23 protein-coding genes are annotated in these 23,919 nt (G+C 36.2%); 9 read left to right on the forward strand and 14 right to left on the reverse strand.

Going from position 1 to position 23,919, the window contains the following annotated elements; all coding sequences use genetic code 11:
* Window positions 1–136: 136 nt before the first annotated feature.
* From GUB10_RS16150 to GUB10_RS09150, 4 genes are all read right to left on the reverse strand, one after another.
* Window positions 137–328 carry a DUF1684 domain-containing protein gene (locus GUB10_RS16150; protein ID WP_193711251.1) on the reverse strand — a complete coding sequence of 64 codons (192 nt, stop codon included), beginning with the start codon at window positions 326–328 and terminating at the stop codon, window positions 137–139.
* Between the two features lie 362 nt (window positions 329–690).
* Window positions 691–2,115 carry a hypothetical protein gene (locus GUB10_RS09140; RefSeq protein WP_193711129.1) on the reverse strand — a complete coding sequence of 475 codons (1,425 nt, stop codon included), beginning with the start codon at window positions 2,113–2,115 and terminating at the stop codon, window positions 691–693.
* Window positions 2,116–2,219: 104 nt separating this feature from the next.
* Window positions 2,220–2,414, reverse strand: a complete 195-nt coding sequence (locus GUB10_RS09145; RefSeq protein WP_193711130.1) for a DUF1328 domain-containing protein — start codon at window positions 2,412–2,414, stop codon at window positions 2,220–2,222.
* 212 nt (window positions 2,415–2,626) lie between these two features.
* Window positions 2,627–3,082, reverse strand: a complete 456-nt coding sequence (locus GUB10_RS09150) for an Lrp/AsnC family transcriptional regulator (RefSeq protein ID WP_193711131.1) — start codon at window positions 3,080–3,082, stop codon at window positions 2,627–2,629.
* A gap of 116 nt (window positions 3,083–3,198) precedes the next feature.
* On the opposite strand from GUB10_RS09150, the gene GUB10_RS09155 reads away from it, so the two are divergent.
* Window positions 3,199–3,603, forward strand: a complete 405-nt coding sequence (locus GUB10_RS09155; protein WP_193711132.1) for a hypothetical protein — start codon at window positions 3,199–3,201, stop codon at window positions 3,601–3,603.
* Window positions 3,604–3,617: 14 nt separating this feature from the next.
* Here the strand turns inward: GUB10_RS09155 and GUB10_RS09160 are convergent, their stop codons facing one another.
* The 3 genes from GUB10_RS09160 to GUB10_RS09170 form a co-directional block, all read right to left on the reverse strand.
* Window positions 3,618–4,232 carry a MarC family protein gene (locus tag GUB10_RS09160; protein ID WP_193711133.1) on the reverse strand — a complete coding sequence of 205 codons (615 nt, stop codon included), beginning with the start codon at window positions 4,230–4,232 and terminating at the stop codon, window positions 3,618–3,620.
* Between the two features lie 139 nt (window positions 4,233–4,371).
* On the reverse strand, window positions 4,372–4,659 hold the full coding sequence (locus GUB10_RS09165; RefSeq protein ID WP_193711134.1) for a hypothetical protein: 288 nt from the start codon (window positions 4,657–4,659) through the stop codon (window positions 4,372–4,374).
* A gap of 40 nt (window positions 4,660–4,699) precedes the next feature.
* Window positions 4,700–8,155 carry a methylmalonyl-CoA mutase family protein gene (locus GUB10_RS09170; RefSeq protein ID WP_193711135.1) on the reverse strand — a complete coding sequence of 1,152 codons (3,456 nt, stop codon included), beginning with the start codon at window positions 8,153–8,155 and terminating at the stop codon, window positions 4,700–4,702.
* Window positions 8,156–8,296: 141 nt separating this feature from the next.
* On the opposite strand from GUB10_RS09170, the gene purU reads away from it, so the two are divergent.
* The 3 genes from purU to GUB10_RS09185 all read left to right on the forward strand — a co-directional run bounded on the left by purU (window position 8,297) and on the right by GUB10_RS09185 (window position 10,357).
* Window positions 8,297–9,148 (forward strand): formyltetrahydrofolate deformylase, encoded by an 852-nt coding sequence (gene purU, locus GUB10_RS09175; protein WP_193711136.1) that lies wholly within the window; start codon window positions 8,297–8,299, stop codon window positions 9,146–9,148.
* Between the two features lie 148 nt (window positions 9,149–9,296).
* Window positions 9,297–10,004: a DUF4197 domain-containing protein gene (locus GUB10_RS09180; RefSeq protein WP_193711137.1), complete on the forward strand. Its 708-nt coding sequence runs from the start codon at window positions 9,297–9,299 to the stop codon at window positions 10,002–10,004.
* Between the two features lie 170 nt (window positions 10,005–10,174).
* On the forward strand, window positions 10,175–10,357 hold the full coding sequence (locus GUB10_RS09185) for a Lacal_2735 family protein (protein WP_193711138.1): 183 nt from the start codon (window positions 10,175–10,177) through the stop codon (window positions 10,355–10,357).
* On the opposite strand, the gene GUB10_RS09190 is transcribed toward GUB10_RS09185, so the two are convergent.
* From GUB10_RS09190 to prfA, 3 genes are all read right to left on the reverse strand, one after another.
* Window positions 10,354–11,127 (reverse strand): ABC transporter substrate-binding protein, encoded by a 774-nt coding sequence (locus GUB10_RS09190; protein ID WP_193711139.1) that lies wholly within the window; start codon window positions 11,125–11,127, stop codon window positions 10,354–10,356. The genes GUB10_RS09185 and GUB10_RS09190 overlap by 4 nt on opposite strands.
* 6 nt (window positions 11,128–11,133) lie before the next feature.
* Window positions 11,134–11,952: an orotidine-5'-phosphate decarboxylase gene (gene pyrF, locus GUB10_RS09195; RefSeq protein WP_193711140.1), complete on the reverse strand. Its 819-nt coding sequence runs from the start codon at window positions 11,950–11,952 to the stop codon at window positions 11,134–11,136.
* A 229-nt stretch (window positions 11,953–12,181) separates the two neighbouring features.
* Window positions 12,182–13,258 carry a peptide chain release factor 1 gene (gene prfA, locus GUB10_RS09200; RefSeq protein WP_193711141.1) on the reverse strand — a complete coding sequence of 359 codons (1,077 nt, stop codon included), beginning with the start codon at window positions 13,256–13,258 and terminating at the stop codon, window positions 12,182–12,184.
* Window positions 13,259–13,639: 381 nt separating this feature from the next.
* Here prfA and GUB10_RS09205 point away from each other — a divergent pair, with 381 nt between their 5' ends.
* Window positions 13,640–14,302: an ATP-binding cassette domain-containing protein gene (locus GUB10_RS09205; RefSeq protein ID WP_193711142.1), complete on the forward strand. Its 663-nt coding sequence runs from the start codon at window positions 13,640–13,642 to the stop codon at window positions 14,300–14,302.
* A gap of 8 nt (window positions 14,303–14,310) precedes the next feature.
* On the opposite strand, the gene GUB10_RS09210 is transcribed toward GUB10_RS09205, so the two are convergent.
* The 4 genes from GUB10_RS09210 to GUB10_RS09225 form a co-directional block, all read right to left on the reverse strand.
* Window positions 14,311–15,039 (reverse strand): hypothetical protein, encoded by a 729-nt coding sequence (locus tag GUB10_RS09210; RefSeq protein ID WP_193711143.1) that lies wholly within the window; start codon window positions 15,037–15,039, stop codon window positions 14,311–14,313.
* Window positions 15,040–15,224: 185 nt separating this feature from the next.
* Window positions 15,225–16,403, reverse strand: coding sequence for an AIR synthase related protein (locus GUB10_RS09215; RefSeq protein ID WP_193711144.1), 1,179 nt, complete (start codon window positions 16,401–16,403; stop codon window positions 15,225–15,227).
* A gap of 323 nt (window positions 16,404–16,726) precedes the next feature.
* On the reverse strand, window positions 16,727–18,913 hold the full coding sequence (locus tag GUB10_RS09220) for a glutamine synthetase III (protein WP_193711145.1): 2,187 nt from the start codon (window positions 18,911–18,913) through the stop codon (window positions 16,727–16,729).
* Between the two features lie 122 nt (window positions 18,914–19,035).
* A complete protein-coding gene (locus tag GUB10_RS09225; protein ID WP_193711146.1) occupies window positions 19,036–19,983 on the reverse strand; it encodes a calcium/sodium antiporter in 948 nt (315 codons plus the stop codon).
* A 132-nt stretch (window positions 19,984–20,115) separates the two neighbouring features.
* Between GUB10_RS09225 and GUB10_RS09230 the strand changes: the two genes are divergently transcribed.
* The 4 genes from GUB10_RS09230 (at window position 20,116) to GUB10_RS09245 (ending at window position 23,890) form a co-directional block, all read left to right on the forward strand.
* Window positions 20,116–20,481: a BlaI/MecI/CopY family transcriptional regulator gene (locus GUB10_RS09230; RefSeq protein WP_193711147.1), complete on the forward strand. Its 366-nt coding sequence runs from the start codon at window positions 20,116–20,118 to the stop codon at window positions 20,479–20,481.
* 2 nt (window positions 20,482–20,483) lie between these two features.
* Window positions 20,484–21,866: a M56 family metallopeptidase gene (locus tag GUB10_RS09235; RefSeq protein WP_193711148.1), complete on the forward strand. Its 1,383-nt coding sequence runs from the start codon at window positions 20,484–20,486 to the stop codon at window positions 21,864–21,866.
* 278 nt (window positions 21,867–22,144) lie between these two features.
* A complete protein-coding gene (locus GUB10_RS09240; protein ID WP_193711149.1) occupies window positions 22,145–22,297 on the forward strand; it encodes an SsrA-binding protein in 153 nt (50 codons plus the stop codon).
* 315 nt (window positions 22,298–22,612) lie between these two features.
* Entirely contained in the window at window positions 22,613–23,890 is a 1,278-nt protein-coding gene (locus GUB10_RS09245; protein WP_193711150.1) for a kelch repeat-containing protein, read from the forward strand.
* The last annotated feature ends 29 nt before the right edge of the window (window positions 23,891–23,919 follow it).

Consider the following 23,919-nt stretch of genomic DNA (forward strand, 5'->3'; position numbering starts at 1 on the left):
GGTGCCACTAAATAGCAAAACGCACAACGGCAGGATAAGCGAAAATATTTTTTGATGATTTCAAGGCAAGCCTGATGGTATTAAGCCTTTATTATAGAGTAAATAAGTAACCGATTGAGATTATCGGGGCACTTATTTAAACTTTTACACACCCGCCTTTATAGCTATTTCCCAATAGTTTTGAGTAGGCACTATAGGAACAAGAAAGTCTAAAGGCTTTATTAGAATTCAAATAAATGAAATCACCCTCCGGTATCCTTAAATCAAGGTGTCGTCCGCCGGAGTAGGTGGTTTCTCTATTGGTAAGATTTGTAAACGGCAGAAACAGTTAATCATAGGATTCCGAATCTGAAATTAAATCCTAATAAAAAACATTCAAATTAAACTCCCTTCCATTAGTGCTAAAGTATAATTCTTCATATTTCACTTAAACCGGTGTTCTTAGTACCTTATTTTTCAGTTTAAAAGAAACTTCAGACGCAGTTCTTAAAAAATGAACTATCACATTAAAAGTTGAATCAATTTTAAAAAATACAGGTCTATAAATTCAACTAAATCTTCTTTTGAAAACAGAATACGCTCAGGATACTTAAATTTCATCTTCATATCCCGCTGAAACTGGACTTTAATCTTTGATTGCTAATTGAAGTATGGAGCAGCATTAAGAAATAAAAGCTTAATGATTTCATGTTAACTACCTGCCTTGTAATACTTTGCTTCACCCAGGTACTCCCTAATTTTATCATTATATGCTTTACTTAGTTTTAGATCTAAAATACCTTCAATATCATATAGGGTATCCATATCCTTATAACCGGTTTTAAGTAAATCCTCAAGGTAAAGTAAAGCCGTTTCGTGATCTCCATCATGTCCCGCAATTTTAATAATAGTAAGATAAGCTGCAGGATCGTCTTTAGCGAAAATAGTGCGAAGCACACTCACAAAGATTTTGGATTTTGCTTTTGCCTGGGAGTTTATATATGCATTATAATAGGTTTCACTATAATTATCTAAAAAGCCAAGAAGCCTACTAGCCATTTTTTGTTTGGGACCGGTTAATTTTTCTGATTGTTGCTTTAATTCTTCAACCTGGGCCACCCACCAACCTATATTTTCAAAATTAGAAATCACCACATCAGCATCTAAATAATAAATATACTCCTCCTGCTTCTCATTTTCTGTATTGATAGCGTTACGATAATCACGTCTTTGTTGCTTGAAAGCCTTAGTACGCCTAATATCCCTTATTTGATCGCCCAAATCTACTTCCAAACCAAAACCATCATACTTGTCTTCAATTTGCTTTAATTTTTCAAAGGATTGATAATAATTGCGAGTACGCCTTAAAACCTGGGCATACTCAACTTCAGTATTATAGAGGGCTGTAATTAAATCTAAATCTGCAGGCCTTTGCCCATTTTTTATAGCTTGCAATGTAAAGCCTGCAACAGCGTTTTCTATCACATCCATGTTAGGCCATTCGGTTTTACCGTTACACGAATAAAAATTAATTTCTGTAGGAAAATTCTCTTTATCCAAATTATCTTTTATGTCAGTCAAAACATTCTTAGTATACTTATCATCACAGGCCACCGCGCTAAAAAAGAACTCTTTTCCGGTATTCAAATAATCAGTATTCAACCAGGAATTTTCTACCGCTAATACTCCTGCTATATTATTATAAATAAAAGGCAGTGCACTAGCTAATTGCCCACCTTCTGCCAGCCCTGCTAAAAAAACCTGCTCCCTATCTATAGCAAACATGCCATCTACCCGGTTAATGAGTGGTGCTATTTTAGTAATGTTATTTTTTAAAGAATCTTGTTTAAGGTTTATATTAGACGCTGCAATTATATAAGATTGCTTTTCGGCTATGGTTCTAAAAAATTGGGCAGTTGCCCGCCCCCTACCCTGAGGATCGAAAACAAAAATTACAGGCCATTCTTTCTTTTCATCAAAATTTCGAGGAAGATAAATTGCAAAATCGTCTTCTAAGGTATCGCTAACCGGAATTGAATCTACAATAGTACCGAAAGGAATTTTAAACTCCTGACTATTTCCCAATTGAGGAATAAAGATTAAAAGTAAAATTAGAAAAGGAATCTTTTTTATCATAATATGGTATAATTAGTATAAATATAAGCATAGATATCAAAGATCGTGCATAAAAAAACCCTCATCATTAGATGAGGGCTTATAAATGTTATATAGGATATCTTTTATTTTTTAACGCGTTGTAACCTTAAGTTGTCTTTTTTAAAAAAGAGGCGTGCAACTAGAGACACTACCAGTAAGTCTGCAAAGACCAGAAATAATACTCTTACTACTTCAATCCCTTCAAAGTTTAAGCCTGAAAATCCTATTGCACCGGTTAAGGCTGCCATAATTAGAAATAATGTACTATACTTTCTCATAATGCAATTTCTTTTAAACAAAAATAGCCAGAGTATAGTCGTGGTAATATTAATAAAATTACAATTTGCTATTATTTAACTAAAGACAATACAAGCTTCAAAATATAGTTAAAATAGACTCAGAAATTCAAACAATTTAACTGAAGTATATAAAACAGAACAAAAATATTCTTCTATAGCCTTAATAACTAAGACCAATTCATCCCTAATTTTTAAGGGAATTTGGCATTATTCTTATTTATAGGAGCAAAGGCTACCACTTGAGAAAGAACGATATGTGTTTTGGTCTCACCATAAGTAATTAGTTTATCTATTAATTCTTCTAAATGAGACTGGTCTCTTAAAATAACTTCCATTATAATATTTTCGTTCCCGGTAATACGATAACAATTAATCACTTCCGGAAACTCCTTTACCTTTTCTAAAAAAGGTTTTAACCTCCCCATAAAAGCACGAAGGGTGATCACGGCTTTTAACTGATGCCCTGTTTTATTGTAAGATATTTCAGTTTTATAGCCTTTTATGATCCCCGCATCCTCCATTTTCTTCACTCTTTCTGCCACTGCCGGGGAACTTAAACCTATTTCCCTCCCAATTTCCGCAAAAGAATATCGGGCGTTTTCCTGTAGGCGAGTTAGAATAGCCCAATTAAGCTCATCAATTTGCATATTAAAGTTTTATTTAAGTAATACCATCTAATCAAAGGTAAAATATAATTCTAAGTTTAAAGCATTAAGTCAGGCTATTTAATTTCTCGCTAATTTTATACTGAAATTAATATTTTATGGCGCAGGTATTTCCCAACAATACAACTCAAACCCCGGTTTACCGTAAAGCATTGGAAATCTTTAGGCTTTCCAGGGCAATGGCTGTACATTTTACGCAAGACAAACACATATTGGAAATGAGTATTTCCAATTGCCCAAAAAATAGGTATGCCGGAGACCTTATAAATGAATCCCTTCAACTGGCTCCGGGTGTTGCCTCTATAGCTACGGCTAAAAACTATAGCTCTAGATTAGAACGTGTTAGAAATATTAGAAAGGCAAGTAAAAGCCTAAAACTACTTTGTAAAAACCTTGAATTTTCTGGAGTAAGGGAAAGTGAGTTTTTAGTTTTATTGAAAAAAGAAATTCATCTTTTTGATAAAATGATTGCTGAGTGGATTCAACAACTTAGAAAAATTTAGTATATCTAAGCTTGTTATTCATAAAAAGCAATTTTAATACCTTCTATAAGCATATTAGTTCCAATAATAGCTATAATTAAGCCCATTATTTTTTCGATCACAACAATTTTATTCTGACCTATAAATCGTACTAAATACTCACTGGAAATAAAAGCGAGGTGATTTAAAAACATAATTAAAGCAAACATGGCCACCACAATTCCCATATCCATATAACTGGCAGTTGTAGTATAGTTTACTGCAGTTACAATAGTTCCTGGCCCGGCCAGAATTGGAATTGCCAGTGGAGAGATAGAAATGCCTTCGTTAAAATCTACCTCTGTCTGGTTATCAATACTAGACTGTTGTGCCCTTATCATTTCAAAACCTACAAAGAATACCAAAATCCCACCCGTAATTTTAAAAGCGGGAATAGTTAATCCAAAAAGCTGAAAAATATATTTCCCCAACAATACAAAGCCTGTTACAATCACAAAAGCCGTAAAAGTTGCCTTCTTTGAGATAAACCGCTTTCTTTTACCATCGGCCTGCTTTGTTAGGCTTAAAAAAATAGGAATATTCCCTACCGGATTATTAATTGCAAAAAATGCGGTAAACGCGCCTATGGCATATAACCAGATATTTTCCATAGTAATATGTTTTTGAAACTTACGCAGTTACAGGTTAAAATTAATAATTTGCAAAACTAATCTGAAATTTTAGCTCTACCCAATAAAAAGGATAAAAGTTTTAAGTACTATGCAATTAGATATTTATAGAAAACTACCATTATTTCAAAAAGCAGAAGAAATCTGCAGCATGGTTTTCCCGAATTGTAGACTTCATCCAGGAAGAAAATGAAATACTAAAAAGCACCGGCGATTTTATGATGGCAAATGCTTTAAAACTGCCGGCTAAAATTGCAGATACCGAAACAAATTCACAAACATTTTGCCAGTAAAGATCCCTATTTCGCTGCGATCTTCGGGATAAGCGATTCGCACACTTTCCCGAAACAAAACTCCCGGTGAAAGAGATTCCGATTTCGCTGCGCTCCTCGGGATAAGCGATTCGCACACTTTTCCAAAGCTATGGCTTTGGAAAAGTGGCTCTCTGCTTACATATTTCTTCTATACTGCCCGCCAACCTCGAACATTGCCTGGGTTATTTGGCCCAGGGAGCAAACCTTGGTGGCTTCCATTAATTCTTTAAAAATATTCTTGTTTTTAATAGCTGCCTCTTTAATTTTCTCTAAAGCTTCTTCGGCCGAATCCTTCTTGGCTTTATGCAGGGTATTCAAAGTTTTAAGTTGATGCTGCTTTTCTTCTTCTGTTGCTCTAATTACTTCTCCCGGGGTTACAGTGGGAGAACCGGTAGAACTTAAAAAAGTATTTACACCAATAATTGGGTAATCGCCATTATGTTTTAAAGTTTCATAATGCAAACTTTCCTCCTGAATTTTACCGCGTTGGTACATAGTCTCCATAGCACCAAGCACACCTCCCCTTTCGGTAATTCGGTCAAACTCGGTTAAAACGGCTTCTTCCACAAGATCGGTTAATTCTTCAATAATAAAAGAGCCCTGAATGGGATTTTCATTCTTGGCAAGTCCTAATTCCTTATTAATAATCAACTGAATCGCCATTGCCCTTCTTACCGAAGCTTCTGTAGGTGTTGTAATAGCCTCATCGTAAGCGTTGGTGTGAAGCGAATTACAGTTATCGTAGATAGCATACAGCGCCTGAAGGGTTGTTCTAATATCGTTAAAATCTATCTCCTGGGCGTGTAATGACCTACCAGAGGTTTGAATATGATATTTAAGCATTTGTGCCCTGGGGTTTGCCCCATATTTATGCTTAAGTGCTTTAGACCAAATTTTACGCGCCACCCTTCCTATTACCGCATATTCGGGGTCAATTCCGTTAGAAAAGAAGAACGAAAGGTTTGGACCAAATTTATTGATATCCATTCCCCGGCTTAGGTAATATTCAACATAGGTAAACCCATTGGCCAAAGTAAATGCCAACTGGGTAATTGGATTGGCTCCGGCTTCAGCAATATGGTATCCTGAAATTGAAACCGAGTAGAAGTTTCTTACTTTTTCTTTTATAAAATACTCCTGTACATCTCCCATTAGCCTTAAAGCAAATTCTGTGGAGAAAATACAGGTATTTTGTGCCTGGTCTTCTTTTAAAATATCGGCCTGTACAGTACCGCGAACCACATTCATGGTTTTCTCCTTTATCTCCCGGTAGACCTCTGGCGGTAGTACCTGATCTCCGGTAATTCCCAATAGCATTAAACCAAGTCCATTGTTACCTTCGGGCAACTCACCGCGATAAGCAGGACGATCCAGATTTCGATCGTCATAAAGCTCTTTATATTTTTCTTCAACCTTATTTTCCAATCCATGCTCCTTAATATACTTCTCGCATTGCTGATCTATGGCTGCATTCATAAAGAAACCAAGCAACATAGGTGCCGGCCCGTTTATGGTCATACTTACCGAAGTCATCGCATCGGCCAAATCGAAGCCTGAATAGAGTTTTTTAGCATCATCCAAACAACAAATAGAAACCCCTGAATTACCAATTTTTCCATAAATATCTGGACGTTTATCCGGATCATTTCCATAAAGCGTAACCGAATCGAAAGCGGTTGAAAGCCTTTTTGCAGGCAAGCCCATACTCACGTAATGAAACCGCCTATTGGTTCTTTCGGGGCCACCTTCACCGGCAAACATACGGGTAGGATCTTCTCCCTGTCTTTTAAAAGGGTAAAGACCGGCGGTATAAGGAAATTCTCCCGGAACATTTTCCTGAAGGCACCATTTTAAAATATCACCCCAGGCTTTATATTTTGGAAGGGCAACTTTTGGAATTTGAGTATGCGAAAGCGATTCGGTATGCGTATCTATTTTTATCTCTTTGTCGCGAACCTTAAATGAATAAATGGGCTCTACATATTTATTTACTTTTTCCTGCCAGCTCTGAATCACTTCCCAGTTATAAGGATCTAAATCCATTTTCACACGATCAAACTCTGCAAAAAGCAATTTTAGAAAATCCTTTTGAGAGTCCTGAGAAAACTCCATAATCTCTTCCTGATCAAGACCGTGCTTTTCTAAGTATTTAGATTGATTACCTGTCATTTCCAAACCGGAAACCGACTCGATTGTTTTAAAAACTCCGTATAGTTTTTGCGCTACTTCTGCCTGGTTAGCGGCTTTTTCGTCGTAACTCCTGTTATTTTCAGCAATTTCTGAAAGGTAACGGGTTCTTTTGGGCGGAATCACAAAGATTTTCTCACTCATTTCAGCTGAAATCTCAAAAGTAGAATCAAGATCGGCTTTTGTTTTTTCGACAAGCTTATCCATAATTTGGCGATACAGGGTATTCATACCCGGGTCGTTAAATTGGGAAGCTATGGTTCCAAAAACCGGTAATTTCTCAGCATCTTCATGCCATAATTGATGATTTCGCTGGTATTGTTTTTTTACATCCCTCAAAGCATCCTGTGCACCGCGTTTATCAAACTTATTAATAGCTACCAAATCGGCAAAATCAAGCATATCAATCTTCTCCAGCTGGGTAGCAGCACCAAACTCAGGGGTCATCACGTATAAGGCCACATTAGAATGATCCATAATTTCGGTATCACTTTGACCGATTCCTGAGGTTTCCAGGATTATCAAATCAAATTCGGCTGCCTTCAGTACTTCAACGGCCTCTGCCACATATTTTGAAAGTGCCAGGTTAGATTGGCGGGTAGCCAAAGAACGCATATAAACATGTTTATTGTTTATAGCATTCATTCGTATTCTATCGCCCAGCAAAGCCCCACCGGTTTTACGTTTAGAAGGGTCTACTGAAATAATCCCAATATTTTTCTCCGGAAAATCGCTTAAAAACCTACGTACCAGTTCGTCTACTAAACTGGATTTTCCGGAACCACCGGTTCCGGTAATTCCAAGCACAGGAATTTCGCTGTTTTTATTGTTATCTCTTATAGGCTGAAAATGTTCTATAAAGGTATCGTGCCTGTTTTCGGCCAAAGAAATAAGTCTGGCAATTGTATTTACATTTTTATTTTTTAAATCTGAAGCAACAGAGGTTTCTTCAACTAAATTGGGCGTTTCAGAATCTACGCGCTTCACCATATCATTAATCATTCCCTGCAACCCCATTTCACGGCCATCATCCGGGGAGTAAATACGGGTAATTCCGTAGTCCATCAACTCCTTAATCTCTTCAGGAAGGATAACACCTCCGCCACCACCAAAAATAGCGATATGACCGGCATTTTTCTCCTGAAGCAAATCGTACATATATTTAAAATATTCGGTATGGCCACCCTGGTACGAGGTCATGGCAATAGCCTGGGCATCTTCCTGTATAGCGCAGTTAACCACTTCATCAACACTACGGTCATGACCAAGATGAATCACCTCAACCCCGGTAGATTGAATAATACGACGCATGATATTTATAGCCGCATCGTGCCCATCAAAGAGCGAAGCCGCGGTTACAATTCTTATTTTATTTTTAGGTGTATATGGCTTTTGTTGTTCCATTGCTAATTATCTCTGAAATTTTGAGCTGCAATTTACGAAAATTGTAATTCTAAAGCGGCTGCTATGATATTAATATAATTCTGAATACTACTATTCTGAAACATTCGGAAATGTGTAATTTTAAGACCTTAAAGCCTAATCATGTCTAAAATCACCCTTTTAATTCACTGTCCCGACACTTCTGGAATTATCGCCCATGTTACTTCCTTCTTTTATAAAAGACAGGGAAATATTTTTTATATAGACCAATATGTAGACCGGGAGAATACGGTTTTCTTTATGCGTTTAGAATGTGAATTTACCAAGCAAACCAATATTAGGAATATTAAAAATGAGTTTAGGGAAACTGTAGCAGAAAAATACAAAATGTCATGGGAAATATACTCAGACCATACTAAACCCAGAATGGCAGTTTTTGTTTCTAAATACGACCATTGCCTTTACGATATTTTAAGCCGGTATAAATCGGGCGAACTCGAAGTAAGTATTCCTTTAATTATTAGCAACCACAAAGACCTTGAGCAGGTAGCCAAAAATTTTGGGATTCCGTATTATCATATTCCGGCAACCGCAAATACAAGGGAGGAGGCCGCTAAAACCCAGCTTGAATTACTTCAAAAGGAAAACATAGATTTTATTGTTTTGGCCCGGTATATGCAAATAGTACCCAAATCTTTAATAGCGGCCTTTCAGAATAAAATAATCAACATTCATCATTCTTTTCTACCTGCATTTGCCGGAGCCAAACCCTATCACCTGGCCTATAAAAGAGGGGTGAAAATAATTGGAGCTACCAGCCATTATGTAACCGAAGAATTGGATGCAGGCCCTATAATTGAGCAAGACATTACACGAATTTCGCATAGTCACTCAATTAAAGATCTTATTTTAAAAGGTAGGGACCTGGAAAAAATTGTCCTGGCCAGGGGTATAAAATATCATATTGAAAGAAAAACCCTTGTTTACAATAATAAGACTATAGTTTTTATCTAGACGATACTTTCCCGGACAGTCTTTGATCTAAAAAATGATACATTTGCAAATTAGCCCGGAAAAAATCTACCTGGCATTACAATAAAAAAAATGGAATTCGAGGCAAGCCCCAATGCATGAAGTCTCGATTATCAAGAAAAAAATCGTTATGAAGAAACTAACTCTTATCTTTTGTGTTTTATTGTTTTCATCCTGTGCCGAGCTTCAGCAAATCGCCAGTCAATACCCGCAGGTTGGTGTTAGCAATACAGAAATAGCTTCCGGGTTACGCCAGGCGCTGGATATGGGTATAGAGAAGCAGGTGAGCAAACTTACCAAAGAAAATGGCTTTTATAACAATGAATTAGTTAGAATAACTTTACCTCCAGAATTACAAAAAGTAGATAAAACACTTCGTGATGTAGGTTTAGATGCTTTGGCCGATGAAGGCCTAAAAGTACTAAACAGAGCTGCCGAAGAAGCCGTTAAAGAAGCGACCCCAATTTTTGTGAATGCTGTAAAGGAAATAAGCTTTAATGATGCCAGGAATATTTTATTGGGACAAAATAACGCAGCCACCTTGTATCTTACCAATAAAACTGAAAAACCACTTTACAATAAATTTAATCCGGTAGTAACCAATTCACTCGAAAAAGTTGGAGCCACCAGGGTTTGGAACAATATTATTACTCGATATAACAACTTACCCCTAACTAATAAGGTTAATCCAGACCTTGCAGATTATGTTACCAACAGAGCCCTTGATGGTGTTTATACAATGATTGCGGTAGAAGAAAAGGAAATAAGGGAAAAAGTAGCTGCAAGGAGTACCCAGCTTTTACAACGTGTTTTTGCATTACAGGATAGTCAATATTAAACCTCAACATGGTGCCCTAAAAAAACAACCAATCTCACAGTGAAGGGAATTATATAATATTTTAACATTTAAAAAGCTAAGTATAAATATTTTAGAGGAAGATTAACGCATACTTAGCAATGCTTTGTGGTTGTGCAGCTTAACTTTGCAACAAAGACAAAAGCAGTATTATGTTTAAAATCTTTGAGACAAAATCTAAAGAAGAATGCCTTTGTGATAAGTATAAGAGCCTTATGCACAAATCTTATAAGGTGGCTCTTACCGATAAAGAAGAGAGCGACCGATTAAATGCAAGAGCAAAAAAAATTTTAAAAGAGCTTAAAAAAATGCGGTACGATAAAATAGACCGTTAAAAATTAAGTGCTTTAAAATAATCCATCGCTTTTACTAGCCGGGAACCGTACCAACTAAAATATTCACCATCTACCAATTTTATTTCAATATTTAATTCTGAAAAGTAAGGTTTATGCTTCTCTGCAAATGGAAAGGGCTCAGACGAAAGCAACAATAAATCGGATTTTTTAGCTTTTATTTCCTGTAAAGAAGTTTCGGGGTATCTTGAAGTTTGAAAAATATTTTCCAGTTTATTCAATTTCAAAAGTTCATCTACAAAAGTATCTTTCCCCACCACCATTAAAGGTTCTTTCCAAATAAAATAAGCAATCCGTTTAACGGGTTTATGCTTTAATTGTTGCTGAAGTTTCCCCATTTTTTCCTTAATGGAACCAATTATGGCTTTCACCGGGGCTTCTTTATCAAAAATCCTGGCATACTGCTGCATTAACTCGAAAGAATCTTCAATCTTAATAATATCTGAAACATGTACAGGAGCTATTTCCTCAAGCTCTTCTACCATTTTCTTTGTGTTCTCTTCTTTATTACACAAAATGATATCGGGTTTTAAAGCTTTTATCCTTTCCAGTTTTACTTCTTTTGTACCCCCAACAATGGTTTTGGTTTTTCGAAGATGTACAGGATGCACACAAAATTTAGTAATTCCTACCAAATTTTCTTCTAAACCAAGGTCTATCAGTAGTTCGGTTTGGCTGGGGACTAAAGAAATAATTTGTTTAGGTACTTCCCGTAGGTTAAGTGTTCTATGTAATTGATCTATGAGCTCCATTAGAACTTAAAGCTGACTTAACTCTTCGGCCATTTGTTGCTGTAACACTTCGGCTTTGGCTCCGGCGATTTCAGCAAAATTTGAAGATTCGGAAGCATAGATAATTTTTCGGGAAGAATTTACCAGGAGACCTACATTTTTTGTCATTCCGTATTTACAAACATCTTCAAGTTTGCCTCCCTGAGCACCTACCCCGGGCACCAAAAGAAAGTTTTCGGGAATAATTTGCCTTATTTCCTTTAAGAATTCGGCTTTGGTAGCTCCCACTACGTACATTAAATTTTCTGAATTCTTCCAGGTTTTAGAAGTTTTAAGTACTTTTTTATACAGTTCTTCCCCGTTAACCTGTTGTGTCTGGAAATCGAACGCCCCTTCGTTAGAGGTTAAAGCCAATAAAATGGCCTGCCTGTTTTTAAACTCCAGAAAAGGCTCTACGGAGTCTTTCCCCATATAAGGTGCCACGGTTACCGAATCGAAACCAAGATCCTGAAGAAAGGTTTTAGCATACATTCTCGAGGTATTTCCAATATCGCCACGCTTGGCATCGGCAATAGTATAAATTTCGGGATATTTGTGATGAAGGTAGTTTATTGTTTTTTCCAGCGCCTGCCAACCTTCAACCCCATTGGCCTCATAAAAAGCAATATTAGGTTTGTAGGCCACACAAAATTTATGGGTAGCATCTATAATGGCCTTATTGAATTCGAAAATAGGATCGTCTTCCGATAGCAGATAGGTAGGAATCCTATCTATATCTACATCAAGCCCCACACATAAAAATGATTTTTTCTTAAAGATTTGTTCAGTTAATTCTTGTGGAGACATAGGTAATGATTTGTAGTTAGTATAATTTAAAATATAAAAGAAAATTCCGCTTTCGCGGAAAGGTTTCTTGAAATAAAACTTGAGGCTATTGAAAATTTATTAAAATCGTCATTATAAATTCATTTCAGCATCTAATTAATATCCCAAACCAGTTAGAATCTCGAAGAAAAATTAAAGATAAAGCCTGAAAACAAGGTCATCTTGACGATAATAGGCACCTCCGTAGTTGTTAAAAAATATCTGAGTTTTCCTTTAGTTTTTCGGTATTTTCTACCAATCGCAATTCATCAATTATTTTTTGAATATCCCCATTTATGATATTTGAAAGATCATAAAGCGTAAGGTTTATACGGTGATCTGTAACCCTTCCCTGGGAATAATTATAGGTTCTAATTTTAGCACTACGGTCCCCGCTCGAAACCATAGAATTTCTTTTAGCGGCATCGGCTTCCTGCTTTTTGGCAAGTTCCATTTCGTACAAACGAGAACGCAATACCCTAAAGGCTTTTTCTTTGTTTTTATGCTGCGATTTTTGGTCCTGGCATTGTGCTACCAAACCGGTAGGTTCATGGGTTAAACGCACCGCAGAATAAGTTGTGTTTACAGATTGCCCACCGGGACCGGAAGAACAGAAATAATCTATTCTTACTTCTTTTGGATCTATCTCTACATCAAACTCTTCAGCCTCCGGAAGCACCATTACCGTAGCCGCCGAAGTATGTACACGCCCCTGGGTTTCGGTTTGAGGAACACGCTGTACACGGTGCACACCGGCCTCAAACTTCATAGTTCCATAAACATCTTCGCCCGAAACTTCAAAAATCATCTCTTTAAAACCACCACTGGTACCTTCGCTGTAGTCTACAATAGTATGCTTCCAGCCTTTACTTTCAACATATTTAGTATACATTCGGTAAAGATCTCCAGCAAAAATACTGGCTTCATCCCCACCGGTACCGGCCCTAATCTCTATCACCACGTTTTTAGCATCTTCCGGATCTTTAGGCACCAGCATCATCCTAATCTTTTCTTCCAACTGCGGAAGTTCCTTTTCGGCCTCTTCCAATTGCATCTTGGCCATTTCGGTCATCTCGGCATCACTACCGTCGGCAATAATCTCTTTGGCTTCCTCTATATTATTGGTGAGCTCTATATATTTTTCACGCTCATCCATTAAGGCCCTAAGGTCTTTATATTCTTTGTTTAATTCTATATATCGTTTTTGATCTGCTATCACATCGGGTTGAATAATCAAATCATTCACCTCATCAAAACGCTGCTTTACTATATTAAGCTTCTCGATCATATAATCACTCTGATTTTAGGAGAACAAATTTACGATAATTTGATCGATTTATTAGATTGAAAAAAGAATTGTAATTTGAAAGTCTAAAAGACACTAAATAATGACCAAAATCAGGGCGGTTTTCTATTTCTATCGGCAATTTATTTTAATCTCTGTTTCCCTGAATTTTCTTTTTCTGCTCTTCGAAAACCCTGTAATATTTATCTTGCTTATTAAACTTTTTTTAAGTGTAGCCCTCTATTATATTTATAAAAGCTCTCTCAATCATTTGTTCCTATTTTACCAAAACCTTTCCTTAAGCAGCTTTCAACTATTTTCTTTTGGTTTTCTAATCGATGTTATTTTGCTACTTATTTCTGCGGAAATTTATTTGAAATTAACATGAAGTTTGAAATTGATAATATTGAACTCTACTTTGGCAATAGGCAAATCTTACACGGAGTTTACCTAAAAGCTGAAACGGGAAAAATAACCGGGGTTCTTGGCACAAACGGTTCTGGAAAAAGCAGTTTACTAAAGCTTTTCTTTGGTAGCCTGAATTCCAGGCATAAACTAGTAAGAATAGATAATAACCCCTATTTAAAACCCCTATTTAAATCTGGATTAGCGAAGTATTTAGCACAACAAAGTTTTATTTCACCTGAGATGAAGCTAAAAACCGGTTTTCATTTTTTTAAAGTAAGCCTTAAAAAATTTACACATATTTTCCCCGAATTTAAAAATACAGAAAAACAGCGGGTAAAAGAATTTTCTAGCGGGCAACGCCGACTTATAGAAATTTATATTTGCATAAATAGCCGGGCTAAACTCATTCTTTTAGACGAACCTTTTTCACATCTTTCGCCATCGTATATTGAAAAAATTAAGGAATTGCTCCAAAAACTAAAGAAAGAAAAAGCGATAGTTATCACAGACCATATGTATAAGCATATGCTAGATGCAAGTGATGAGCTCTATCTATTAAAAAACGGCTGTTCTAAATTAATTAAGAAAAAAAGCGATTTAGAAGATTATCGTTACTTAAACCCCAGAACTTTGCAATAAAATACAAATCAAAGCTTTAAATCCTGCTGTTCTATATTATTATATGCAGAACCTTCTAAAGGTGTTATCCCGAAAAGAAGAATTAGTCCCAAGGCTAGAATATGAAAAAACCTATCGGGATAATAGAATGAAGGTACTTCCAGGTAAAAAGCGATAAAAAAATTAACGTCAGACAGGGCTAAAAAAAGTGTTCCTAGCAAAAAGTAAAAGCTTCTTCTACTACTAAACCTATTATTATAGGTAAATGCAAGGCCTATTAATAATATTGTTAAGGCCGTAAGCATTAAATAAGCCGGGGAAAACGAATTGTATAAATAAGCTTCTGGCACCATACCCAACAACTCAAATGACAAGTAAATATTAATAGCTATTACGACAATGCCCAGGATTAATTCGAAAAAATTAAATTTCACCGATCGAATCTTAGGAAAAACAATAAAGATCAATAAGAAAAAAATAAGTGACCTGGCTAGAAATGTTATAAAATTAAAAACAGCAATTTCATAATAAACCAGGGCTATATCGCAAATTAAATAAGCTATTAAAACATAGTTTATTTTTGGTTTTAAAACTCCTAAAGAGCAACTCCAAATTAAAAAATAAAGTGAATTTGCCACTCTAAACCACCTACTATCTTCTTCAGCTAAAAAACAAATACTAACTAGATTAATAACCACCCAGAATAGTGTAGAAGCAATTATAAATTTAGGGCTATAAAGGTTCTGTGTATTCGACAAGTGGATACGTTTTAAAGTAATTAAAAAGATGCTTAAAAAAATTACAGTCGTTACAAAAGTTTGTTTGCATCCCAAACTTTTTTATAAACTAATGTTTCGGTTAAAATAAAATGGAGTTTCTATTTAAATCAACCTCTATTAAGTTAATCTTTTTATTTAGGGTTTTAAAATAAACTATAAAAACTTTAATAGTGAAACTCCCCCAGCTCACTCTTTATAGTAAGTTTTTTTTCTTCCGAAGCCTCTACCCTTCCAATAACCTGTGCCCCTACGTTAAAAGATTTTGATATTGCAATAATCTCATCGGCTATTGTAGGATCTACATAAAGCTCCATACGGTGCCCCATATTAAACACCTGATACATTTCTTTCCAATCGGTTTTACTTTCCTGTTGAATAAGTTTGAAAAGTGGCGGCACTTCAAACATATTATCTTTAACGATATGCAAATTATCTATAAAGTGAAGAATTTTTGTTTGTGCCCCCCCACTGCAATGTACCATTCCATGAATTTCCTTGTTACTAAATTTAGTAAGTATTTTTTTTATTATAGGCGCATAGGTTCTGGTTGGGGAAAGCACTAGTTTCCCGGCATCTACAGGTGCGTCTTCAACTAAATCTGTTAAGTTCTTGGTTCCTGAATAGATTAAATCTTCAGGAATATCGTTATCAAAACTTTCAGGATACTTTTCGGCTAAAACCTTAGAAAAAACATCGTGCCGCGCAGAGGTAAGTCCGTTACTTCCCATCCCTCCGTTATATTCTTTTTCGTAAGAAGCCTGCCCAAAAGAAGCAAGGCCAACAATTACATTTCCCGGTTTAATATTGGCGTTATCAATAACCCCGGCTCTCTCCATTCTGGCAGTAACCGTAGAATCTACAATAATAGTACGTACCAGATCTCCTACATCGGCAGTTTCACCACCGGTAGAATGAATGTCTACACCAAATTCTTTTAATTCGGCAATCAATTCTTCGGTACCATTAATTATTGCTGAAATCACCTCTCCCGGAATTTTATTTTTATTCCTACCAATAGTAGAAGAAAGCATAATATTATCTGTGGCACCCACGCAAAGCAAATCATCAATATTCATTATCAGGGCGTCTTGCGCTATTCCTTTCCAAACCGAAAGGTCTCCGGTTTCTTTCCAATACATATATGCCAGAGAAGATTTTGTTCCGGCACCATCGGCGTGCATAATTAAACAATGCTCATTGCTGCCGGTAAGATAATCGGGCACAATTTTACAAAATGCCTTCGGGTACAAACCTTTATCTACATTTTTAATTGCATTGTGTACATCTTCTTTACCTGCTGAAACTCCGCGTTGCGCGTATCTTTTACTTACTTCCTGACTCATAATTCTTGTATTGAGGCCTCAAAGATAAACAGATTAGATTAGCCACTGAAGTAATCTAAAGTAAAAAAAACGCTAACAAATAAATTACTATGATTATTAAAGGGAAAAGTTTATTAAACTACCTCCCGGCAAAGCCTAGAGCCAATATTTATGTTTTTTTTAATTCGCAGCAATATTTAGAAGCATTTAAATACTGGTTTTAGGCAAATCAAGTTTCTATTTCTACAAAAAAACCACGTGCATTAACACGTGGTTTTCAATTTAATTTTAACAACTTACCCGGTAAATTACCTGCAGTAAGCTAACAAAATATTAACTCTAGATTATCGAGTAAAAAGCAACTCTCTATATTTGGTTAGTGGCCAAAGCTCGTCGTCTACAAGCAGTTCCAATTTATCGCAGTGATATCTTATTTCATCAAAATAAGGTTTTACCTCATCGCAATAGGCGAAAGCACGTTTTTCTGCATCATCAATTTTATTGGCCACTTTTCTGGCTTCTATCATCGCTTTCACACCGCTGTTAATTTTAGCAATATGTGCAGAAATTTGTTCAATAAGATCTAATTGTTCGTTAGAATGTTTTTTAAAGTCTTCGTTGTAAATATGCTTTAAACCTTCTACGTTTTCAATTAGAATATTCTGGTAACGCACCGCGGTAGGAATTACGTGGTTTCGGGCTATATCGCCCAAAATTCTACCTTCAATTTGAATACGCATTGCATAATCTTCAAGCTGAATTTCATGGCGGGCTTCCAATTCAATTTTATTCATCACCTTTAAATCGCTAAAAAGGGATATGGTTTTCTCAGAGATAAGAGCCTTCAACGCCTGAGGGGTTGTTTTGTTATTGCTTAAACCACGTCTTTTTGCCTCTTTTTGCCACTCTTCACCATAACCATCTCCTTCAAATCTAATATTCTTAGATTGCTTAATATATTCTCTAAGAACGTTAAAAATGGCGTCATCTTTCTTCATTTTCTTGCCTTTTATCAAGGCATCAACTTCTTTCTTAAAGTCGTTGAGCTGCTTTGCAAGTATGGTGTTTAAGATAGTCATTGGGTTTCCGCAGTTAGCGGTAGAACCTACTGCCCTAAACTCAAATTTATTACCGGTAAAAGCAAAAGAAGAAGTACGGTTACGATCGGTATTATCAAGTAAAATTTCAGGAATTTTACCTACAACATTTAGTTTTAATTCTGTTTTCTCTTTTGGAGACAATTTACCATCGGTCACCTTTTCCAATTCATCAAGGACTTCGGTTAATTGCGACCCGATAAACGCTGAAATAATTGCCGGTGGTGCTTCTTGCGCCCCCAATCTATGATCGTTAGATGCACTGGCAATTCCCGCTCTTAAAAGCTCTTCATTATCATGTACCGCTTTAAGAATGTTGATAAAGAAAGTAAGAAATTGAAGGTTCTTCATAGGAGTTGAACCCGGAGCCAATAAATTAGTACCGGTATCTGTAGCCAAAGACCAGTTATTGTGTTTACCACTACCATTTATTCCTGCAAATGGCTTCTCATGTAAAACCACCTTAAAGCTATGTTTTTCGGCAATTTTACTCATAATATCCATAAGCAAGGAGTTATGGTCTACGGCAAGGTTTCCTTCTTCAAATATTGGGGCTAGCTCAAACTGATTTGGAGCTACCTCGTTATGTCGCGTTTTCACCGGAATACCAAGTTTCATACACTCAATTTCCAGATCGCGCATATAGGCTAACACCCTGGAAGGAATAGAACCAAAGTAATGATCGTCTAATTGCTGCCCCTTTGCCGGCGAATGCCCAAGCAAGGTACGTCCTGCCAGGCTAAGGTCTGGACGTGTAGCGGCCAAAGCCGAGTCTATAAGAAAGTACTCTTGCTCCCAGCCTAAAGTAGCGGTAACCTTGGTAACATTCTTATCAAAATATTTTGCTACAGCCGTTGCTGCGTGATCTACAGATTGTAATGCCCTTAAAAGCGGTGTCTTATAATCCAGGGCTTCACCGGTATAGGACACAAAAATTGTAGGAATACAAAGTGTTGTTCCCCAAATAAAAGCGGGAGAAGTAGGATCCCAGGCTGTATAGCCACGTGCTTCAAAGGTATTTCTTATACCTCCACTGGGGAAACTTGAGGCATCTGGTTCTTGTTGTACTAAAGCACCGCCGCCAAACTTCTCTATCGCACCTGTATCGCCCTGTGTTTCAAAAAAAGCATCGTGCTTTTCGGCAGTTGTTCCGGTTAAAGGTTGGAACCAGTGGGTATAGTGGGTTGCCCCCTTAGAAATTGCCCATTCTTTCATTCCGGTAGAAATATGATCAGAAATTCTTCGGTCAATCTTCTTACCGGTTTTAATCGCTTCCATTACATTTTCGTAAGCTTCCTTGGTAAGGTATTGCCTCATAGAGGTTTCGTTGAACACATTTGTTCCAAAAAGTTCCGACCTTCGGGCCGGTTCTTCTATCTTAACCGGCTTTCGGTTAAAAATTTCTTTTAAAGCTTCAAATCTTAAAGTTGACATGACTGTGTTGTTTGGTAATTTTAAATTTCAGCAAACAAATGTAGATATTTTTCACTACACCCCACCAAACAACCACCTATTGATTGAAATTTTTATGATTTTATTAATACACCCCCCTAAATTTAACCCAAAAATGCAAGACCCGTAAAAATTACATAGCTTACAAATAAAATTATTCCCTTGTAGCGGCTAAAAAGAAACTTTTTTGGAAGAAAAGCCAGGGGAGCAACTACAAAAGCAACTCCTATCATCCAAAAAATATCGCTGGTAAGTATTTGATCTGATTGGATATAGATTGGCTGAATCATGGCCGTAATACCCAAAACTGATGCAATATTAAAAATATTTGAACCTATAAGGTTTCCTAAAGAAAGTGCTTTTTCCTTTTTTAAGGCAGCAATTACAGAAGCAGCAAGCTCGGGAACACTAGTTCCAATCGCAATCATAGTAACCGAAATAACCCTTTCACTCACACCAAGCATCGTGGCCAGGTCTACGGCACCATCTACCAAAAGCTCGGACCCGCCCCAAAGCGCAACGCCTCCAATTAATAACCATATTATCATTTTAAAGTTAGAAGTTTGCTTTAAGGAATCATCTATACCTTCTACCGCTATTTCAGTTTTTCTACGAGACCTTTTTATAAGTAAAAATAAAAAGACCACGAGTCCCAAAAATAAAATTAAACCTTCTAAACGAGATATATTCTCTCCGCTACTTAAAAAGTAATAAAGCACAATTGAAAACAGCATCATTGCAGGCCAGTTAAACCTAAAAAACTCCCTATCTACCGCAATAGAGGATATTATGGCTGTAATACCCAGTACTAAACCTAGATTAGCAATATTCGATCCTATTACATTTCCCAGAGATATATCTGAAAAGCCCGAAAGTGCAGCCTGCAGACTCACCAAAAGTTCGGGGGCCGAGGTTGCAAAGGAAACCACCGTTAACCCAATAACCATTCTGGAGACGTTTAATTTAAAAGATAAGGCCACCGAAGCCCTAACCAGAAATTCCCCACCTACTACCAACAAAACAAGCCCAACAAGAATAAAAATAATACTCATCTATATTTTTTTTGCGAAGATAAAATAATCCTGTTAGCTACACTTAAAAGCATCATAAATCAAAAAACAAACTATTAATTTAGTAGAATAACTATTTTTTTCGTTATATTTGAAATAAGCAAAATCAATAGCATGATAAAACTCACCAACAAAGAAGAAGAGGTAATGCGTATTCTCTGGCAATTAGAGAAAGCTTTTGTAAAAGAAATATTACCCAAAATTAAAGATCAAAAATTACACTATAACACGGTCTCAACCATTGTAAGACATTTAGAAGACAAAGGTTTTGTATCCCATAAGGCCTATGGCAATACACACCAATACTACCCTGTAATTTCAAAAGAAGAATATAGAAAACATATTATGAGTTTAACCTCTAAGCGATTTTTTGATAACTCCTATAAAAGTATGGTATCATTTTTTGCTCAGGAGGAAAAAATTAGTGCAAAAGAACTTCGGGAAATACTTGAAATTATAGAAAAAGAAAAAGAGCAATAGGTATGGAAGCATTAATAACCTATACCTTAAAAAGTGCCGGGATTTTAAGTATTTTTTACCTGGTATATATAGCTTTACTTAAAAGAGACACAAGCTTTACAACCCATCGAAGGTTTTTAATAGCCGGGATTTTGGCATCGGTCATTTTACCTTCTATTTATTTTACCAGAAAAGTAATTGCGGGAGCTAATAATTTCCCTGTTAACGAAAACATTTTAAGTACTCAAAAAGTTTCAAAAGAACTAACAGCCTGGTTCGGTATCTGGGAAGTGCTTGGCAGCATTTACCTATTGGTAGCTGCCTGTTTATGTGCAAAAATAATTGTACAGCTACACGGCGTTTTTAAGGTAATTTCAAATAGTAATCATTATAAAAGCAAAGGTTTAAAATTTATTGAAACCGAAGCCACGATAAGTCCGTTTTCATTTTTCAAATACATTGTATACAATCCGGCATCACATTCAAAAAAAGATCTTGAAATAATCTTGCTGCACGAAAAAATTCATGCGTCCCAACTGCATTCTTTAGACACCATAGTCGCCAACCTTATTACTGCTTTACTTTGGTTTAACCCTGTTAGCTGGTTATACAAGAAAAGCATGCTGCAAAATTTAGAATATATAGCCGACAAAGAAACGGTAGCAGTATCGGGAGAAAAGAAATCATATCAACTGGCACTTTTACATATTTCCAATACTCATTTACAACCAGCCATTACTAATCATTTTTATCAATCATTTATCAAAAAACGAATTCTTATGTTAAACAAAAAATCACCACAACAACCAACTGTATGGAAAGTAGGGCTTGTATTTCCATTAATCCTTGCTTTTATGCTCACATTCAACGTAAAAATTGAAGCAAAAACTGATAAAGAAGTCCCCGTTGAAGTGAAAACCGGTAAAGAAATTCAGGGCGACCCGATTTATATTTTAAACGGCGAGAAAACCAAAAAAGGAATCATAGACCTTATTGATCCAAAGTTTATACTGAGTATGAAAGTACTAAAGGATGAAAGTGCAATTTCGCTTTATGGCGAAGAAGCCAAAGATGGCGTGGTAATTATCACAACAAAGGTTTTAAACAAATCTAAAGAGAAAGCTCCTAGAACTAAGAAGAAACATTCTCTGGGATTTCAGCGATTCGAGAAAAAAAGTAATTCTACAAACAATTTTCAGATAAATAAAAACGAAAAAGTTTCTCCTTTAGTAATTATTGATGGCAAAACAAAAGACAAGCGTTTTATGGAAGATGAATTACAACCAAAAGATATTGAGAACGTAAAAGTCTTAAAAGGAAAGGCAGCCATTGCAAAATATGGCAAAAAGGCTAAAAATGGTGCAATTGAAATCACTAAAAAGAAAGACAAAACACCTACAGAATAGCTCTAATTTTAATATGAAAAATGAGTAAACTACCTCGGGGCAAGCCCACGAGGCATTCAATGGAAACAAATTTTTAATTTCGAGGCAAGCCTCGGGGTATTTCACCCTTTGGCGATGCCAGTAAAAAGGCAGGTTCATTCCCTGCCTTTTTCTTTTAACCGATTTTCAATATATTTGAAGTAAAGGCTTCTTTAAAAGCTGCTAAATCCAGGATTAAAATATTTTTTGAGTCTGGTCTTTAGGCAATGAATCTCAATTATCGAGTAAACCAACCAATTATGAAAAAGAAATTTTTTAAAGTTCTTTCTAAACTCAATAAAAAGATATTGCCCAGTTATACCAAAAAGCAATTAGACCTTAGAAAGGCCAGCAAAGTGGAAATGGCGATAATTGGCTGGAAATCCTGGGTAACAAGAAATTCATTAGATTAAAATAAACTTAATTCTAAACTCATTTAAAATCTAAATCCGTAGTTTCGGTATAAGCTTTTGGACTTTATTAAAAGTAAGCATGTAAAAAGGCCTAAATATATCGGCCTAAAATCCAATAAGTTTTAATTATATATTGATGGTTAAATTTAAGCTCTAAAGGAAATTATTCAGGGCAAGACAACGAGACATTAAATAGGAATATTTTTTCATTTTAAGGCAAACCCCAGGGCATTAAGTATTGATTATCGAATAATTTGAGAAATACAATTCTAATTTTAGATCAGTTCACCTCATATCTAGTATAAACCCTTTAAGATGAAAAAAAACCTGCTGCTTAGCCTTTTTTGCTTTTCGGTTATTAGTCTATATTCCCAATCCTGGAAAAAACTTCCTACCAATGCCAATGCCCATAAACGCCATGAGAATGCTTTTGTACAAACAGGGAAACATTTTATTCTAATTGGTGGTCGCGGCAATAAGGCAATAGATGTTTATAATAGCGAAAACCAAACCTGGAAAAAAGCTGCACAACCACCTATAGAGATGCACCATATGCAAGCTGTAGACGTAGACGGACTTGTTTATATTTTAGGAGCATTTACCGGAAGTTGGCCTAACGAAAAGCCAATTCCCAATATTTATATTTATGATCCCCTAGAAGATCTTTGGATAAAAGGCCCCGAAATACCCAAAGAGCGTAGACGTGGCTCGGCGGGAGTAGCTATAAAAGATAAAAAAATCTATCTGATAAATGGTATTACAAACGGGCATACCTCTGGTTGGGTAAACTGGTTTGATGAATACGATTTATATAAAAACCAGTGGAACAGGCTTCCAGATTCGCCCAACGAAAGAGATCATTTTCAAGCTGCAATTATTGATAACATGCTGTTTGTTGCCGGCGGAAGAAAATCGGGAAGTGTAGCCGGTAACGGCTTTGCAGGAACCGTAAAGCCCACTGATATTTATGATTTTTCAACAAAAAAGTGGACCTCTACTACACCTATTCCTACCCCAAGGGCAGGCACTTCCATTGGAGTGATAGATAATAAGCCTGTAATTATAGGAGGAGAAAGCGACACACAGGAAACTGCGCATACTGAAGCTGAAGTTTTTAATCTATCTAAAGCAAGCTGGAGCAGTTTGCCTCATTTAAACGAAGGAAGGCACGGAACCCAGGCCATAAGTCTTAACCAACAAATTATAATTGGTGCCGGCAGTGGAGGTCGGGGTGGCGGCCCTGAGTTGAACAGCTTCGAAATATTTTCGTCAGATAACAAACTTAATTTTAGTACGCAAGCCATATTGGCTGGAAATCTAAAAGCCTCTGATCTAGAACTTGATTTTTCAAAAGAAAAAACTAAGAGCTTACAAATTTCCAATAAGGGAGGTAACCAGGCTATAGTGATTACAGAAATTAAAATAAGTGATAGTTTTAAAATTTTAAATCCAAAGAAATTACCATTTGTATTAGCGCCCCGCTCAACATTTGAATTAAAAATACAGCAGACTAATCAAAACCAAGGAAAGCTTAACATTTTAAGAGCTGGTAGAAAAGAAGCTACTGTTATTGATTTAAGCATTAAAAACTAAAGTGATTTTTAACCCGGCTAACCCGAGCT

Origin of the sequence: Salegentibacter sp. BLCTC, from assembly GCF_015143665.1 — a bacterium.
Taxonomy (GTDB): domain Bacteria; phylum Bacteroidota; class Bacteroidia; order Flavobacteriales; family Flavobacteriaceae; genus Salegentibacter; species Salegentibacter maritimus.

Bases quoted from the DNA above. Each gene is read 5' to 3' on its own strand.
- GUB10_RS09140 (WP_193711129.1), bottom strand. From the start codon at position 2,115: ATGATAAAAAAGATTCCTTTTCTAATTTTACTTTTAATCTTTATTCCT.
- GUB10_RS09145 (WP_193711130.1), bottom strand. From the start codon at position 2,414: ATGAGAAAGTATAGTACATTATTTCTAATTATGGCAGCCTTAACCGGT.
- GUB10_RS09150 (WP_193711131.1), bottom strand. From the start codon at position 3,082: ATGCAAATTGATGAGCTTAATTGGGCTATTCTAACTCGCCTACAGGAA.
- GUB10_RS09155 (WP_193711132.1), top strand. From the start codon at position 3,199: ATGGCGCAGGTATTTCCCAACAATACAACTCAAACCCCGGTTTACCGT.
- GUB10_RS09160 (WP_193711133.1), bottom strand. From the start codon at position 4,232: ATGGAAAATATCTGGTTATATGCCATAGGCGCGTTTACCGCATTTTTT.
- GUB10_RS09170 (WP_193711135.1), bottom strand. From the start codon at position 8,155: ATGGAACAACAAAAGCCATATACACCTAAAAATAAAATAAGAATTGTA.
- purU (WP_193711136.1), top strand. From the start codon at position 8,297: ATGTCTAAAATCACCCTTTTAATTCACTGTCCCGACACTTCTGGAATT.
- GUB10_RS09180 (WP_193711137.1), top strand. From the start codon at position 9,297: ATGAAGAAACTAACTCTTATCTTTTGTGTTTTATTGTTTTCATCCTGT.
- GUB10_RS09185 (WP_193711138.1), top strand. From the start codon at position 10,175: ATGTTTAAAATCTTTGAGACAAAATCTAAAGAAGAATGCCTTTGTGAT.
- GUB10_RS09190 (WP_193711139.1), bottom strand. From the start codon at position 11,127: ATGGAGCTCATAGATCAATTACATAGAACACTTAACCTACGGGAAGTA.
- pyrF (WP_193711140.1), bottom strand. From the start codon at position 11,952: ATGTCTCCACAAGAATTAACTGAACAAATCTTTAAGAAAAAATCATTT.
- prfA (WP_193711141.1), bottom strand. From the start codon at position 13,258: ATGATCGAGAAGCTTAATATAGTAAAGCAGCGTTTTGATGAGGTGAAT.
- GUB10_RS09205 (WP_193711142.1), top strand. From the start codon at position 13,640: ATGAAGTTTGAAATTGATAATATTGAACTCTACTTTGGCAATAGGCAA.
- GUB10_RS09215 (WP_193711144.1), bottom strand. From the start codon at position 16,403: ATGAGTCAGGAAGTAAGTAAAAGATACGCGCAACGCGGAGTTTCAGCA.
- GUB10_RS09220 (WP_193711145.1), bottom strand. From the start codon at position 18,913: ATGTCAACTTTAAGATTTGAAGCTTTAAAAGAAATTTTTAACCGAAAG.
- GUB10_RS09225 (WP_193711146.1), bottom strand. From the start codon at position 19,983: ATGAGTATTATTTTTATTCTTGTTGGGCTTGTTTTGTTGGTAGTAGGT.
- GUB10_RS09230 (WP_193711147.1), top strand. From the start codon at position 20,116: ATGATAAAACTCACCAACAAAGAAGAAGAGGTAATGCGTATTCTCTGG.
- GUB10_RS09235 (WP_193711148.1), top strand. From the start codon at position 20,484: ATGGAAGCATTAATAACCTATACCTTAAAAAGTGCCGGGATTTTAAGT.
- GUB10_RS09240 (WP_193711149.1), top strand. From the start codon at position 22,145: ATGAAAAAGAAATTTTTTAAAGTTCTTTCTAAACTCAATAAAAAGATA.
- GUB10_RS09245 (WP_193711150.1), top strand. From the start codon at position 22,613: ATGAAAAAAAACCTGCTGCTTAGCCTTTTTTGCTTTTCGGTTATTAGT.